Origin of the sequence: Acinetobacter stercoris, assembly GCF_900323515.1 — a bacterium.
In the GTDB taxonomy this organism is placed as follows: Bacteria; Pseudomonadota; Gammaproteobacteria; order Pseudomonadales; family Moraxellaceae; genus Acinetobacter; species Acinetobacter stercoris.
This window is the reverse complement of sequence record NZ_OOGT01000333.1, coordinates 1-2,290: the sequence shown is the minus strand read 5'-3', so window position 1 is coordinate 2,290 and position 2,290 is coordinate 1. Positions and strand designations below refer to the sequence as shown.

The 2,290-nt window shown below is 28.4% G+C and carries 4 protein-coding genes; 1 reads left to right on the top strand and 3 read right to left on the bottom strand.

All coding sequences use genetic code 11. The features are described 5' to 3' along the window. Nucleotides 1-205 (bottom strand): hypothetical protein (locus KPC_RS20650; RefSeq protein WP_213065915.1); only part of this gene is annotated, 205 nt, incomplete at its 3' end. A 58-nt stretch (nucleotides 206-263) separates the two neighbouring features. Between KPC_RS20650 and KPC_RS19200 the strand changes: the two genes are divergently transcribed. Then, the gene (locus KPC_RS19200; RefSeq protein ID WP_121975912.1) at nucleotides 264-761 is read left to right on the top strand and encodes a metal-dependent hydrolase; all 498 of its coding nucleotides are present in this window, start codon (nucleotides 264-266) and stop codon (nucleotides 759-761) included. Between the two features lie 240 nt (nucleotides 762-1,001). Here the strand turns inward: KPC_RS19200 and KPC_RS19190 are convergent, their stop codons facing one another. Both KPC_RS19190 and KPC_RS20510 read right to left on the bottom strand, forming a co-directional pair. Next, nucleotides 1,002-1,919, bottom strand: coding sequence for a hypothetical protein (locus KPC_RS19190; protein ID WP_121975910.1), 918 nt, complete (start codon nucleotides 1,917-1,919; stop codon nucleotides 1,002-1,004). After that, nucleotides 1,912-2,290, bottom strand: a 379-nt coding sequence (locus tag KPC_RS20510; protein WP_171334556.1) for a hypothetical protein, incomplete at its 5' end; no start/stop codon positions are given. The genes KPC_RS20510 and KPC_RS19190, both read right to left, overlap by 8 nt.

Here is a 2,290-nt window from a genome sequence, read left to right as displayed (position 1 = left end):
ATTCTAAACAATAGTAAATAATATCATAACCAAACTTAGTGTCTGACTTGCAGCCAGAATGTTTGAAATACCCACTAATCCCCTGAAAAGGAAGTGGATGCTTTGAACTGGATTGTTGTTGAAGCCACTCACACTTTTGATAAGAGCGGTGGCTTGGTGAGTATGGTTGAGTTGGAGGCTGGAGGGTGAGCGTAACATTATTCATTGACTAATTTAAATAAAGCTTGGTAGATTAAATTTTGAATTAATAGAAAATGTAAAATATGTTGATTACACACTTACCGTCTGGATATATATTAGCAAAAGTTTTAGAAAAAAAATTCAGACACTTTCAAGTCAGTAAAAAGGCTTTCTTTGCTACTATAATGTTTGGAGCAGTTTTTCCCGATCTAGATTTACTTTATTTTTATTTTTTTGATTCACGTTCAGTTCATCATCATAAATATTTTTTACATTGGTTTTCTTTTTGGTTAGTTGTGCTGACCATTTCAATTATTTTTTTTAAAATAAAACGTAATAAGTCAAAATGGGCTTTTCTTAGCATTTTATTTTGTAATGCTGCCATTATGCATCTAATTTTAGATGGTTTTGTTGGAGATATTTGGTTATTTGCACCATTTATTGATAAGCCATTTTCCTTATTTAATGTTCCGTCTCAATATGACACTTGGTGGTTAAACTTTATTTTCCATTGGTCTTTTAGTGTTGAAATTCTGATATGCTTATTTGCATTATATCTATACTTTTCAAAAAGTAATTAGTCACTTTTTAATGAATATTTAATGACTTTCTCTATAACAAAATAAATACATGAAATAACAAGAAATAGAATAATAAAAAAACAGAAAGTTAATACAAAGGTACTCCCCCAATCNAAGTGACATGTTGTATAAATTACATCTGGACCAGTTTGACAGTAATCAATAAAATCACCCGTAGTTTTTGCATAATAGATTGGAGTTAGAGATAATAAAAAAGAAATTAAAGCAATTATGCCTAATTTAATCGCCACCATGATATGGTTCTCCTTCAGATTTACCTTTATTTCCAGAATAGATTTTTTGGTTTTCGATAATTTGATTCCAAGGTTTTTTTCTATAAAACTTCATAACTTCCAGCCCATACTTGAAAACTGTTTCAGCTCTAATTGAATTATATATTGAAGCTATTTTTGATATATCCTTATCGGGAACCCTATCTGAAATTAGACGAAGCATATACGCACCTGCATCTATATTGGATGCAACATTATTAGCTTCTGCACGTGTAAATAACATCGGCCATGCTTCTACATTAATATTTGTCGGTCTAATGGACTTATTTTCCTTAATTATGCTTGGAACAACTCCATATATAGCATCGTAATAACCATGTGTAGACTCCATGTATATAATAGATTTGATTAAATCTTCATCTACACCAAACCTTGCTGCAGAACTTGAAATATAAGTTAAATTGTCAACAACTTCCTGAAAATATGAAATTTCATAAAAAGGAGTTTCATCTGTCTCTTTACTATTTTCTTTAACCAAAAAATTATATCTAATATTATATATGATAGATTCTACTCTACTTACTAAACATTCAATGTATGTAGTTTTATCTGCTTGTATTTCAAAATTAAAGTTAAAGCCACGTAATGGTACATTTTTATACCAAAAAAAAGTTTCATCACGTTTTGGAAACAACTCCATAGTATAAGTTCCTACTTCTAATTTAGGTAACTCATAAACCCCATTTAATCTAAATGATGAAAAAACTGTTTGACCATTTCTTTTAATGTCGATTTTGAATGGTATTCGTTGATTCCCATCACTAAGTGACAACATAGTAAAACTTAATTTTCCATATGTAAAACATTGTATTACAGATTGCTGGTTACTCTGATATGGTAAAAATATTGAATTAAATTTAGGCATTTGTTAATTCTCTTTTAATTTTTAGATACCGATAATCACTAGGAAATTCTGAATCAAGTAAAAATTTATAATTGTCATCACTAATTTGATTATTCATTCTAAATTTAATAACTTCAAATACTTGAATTGAGTTATCAAATCCAGATCCTATTAAATTATAATATAGTTCTTTTACTGTCTCAAAATTCTTATGAACATGTAATTTAAGTTTTTCTATATTATTCTTCACAAAATTCATAAAACCAACATGAATCATTCCTTGATCAATTTTCTCTAACATTTGTTGTTCCATAACAATACTGTTTGCATCATTGAAATATTTTTCGTACAACAAATCAAACTCAACATTTTCTAGTTGCATAAAATTAAAT

Bases quoted from the DNA above. Each gene is read 5' to 3' on its own strand.
- KPC_RS19200 (WP_121975912.1), top strand. From the start codon at position 264: ATGTTGATTACACACTTACCGTCTGGATATATATTAGCAAAAGTTTTA.
- KPC_RS19190 (WP_121975910.1), bottom strand. From the start codon at position 1,919: ATGCCTAAATTTAATTCAATATTTTTACCATATCAGAGTAACCAGCAA.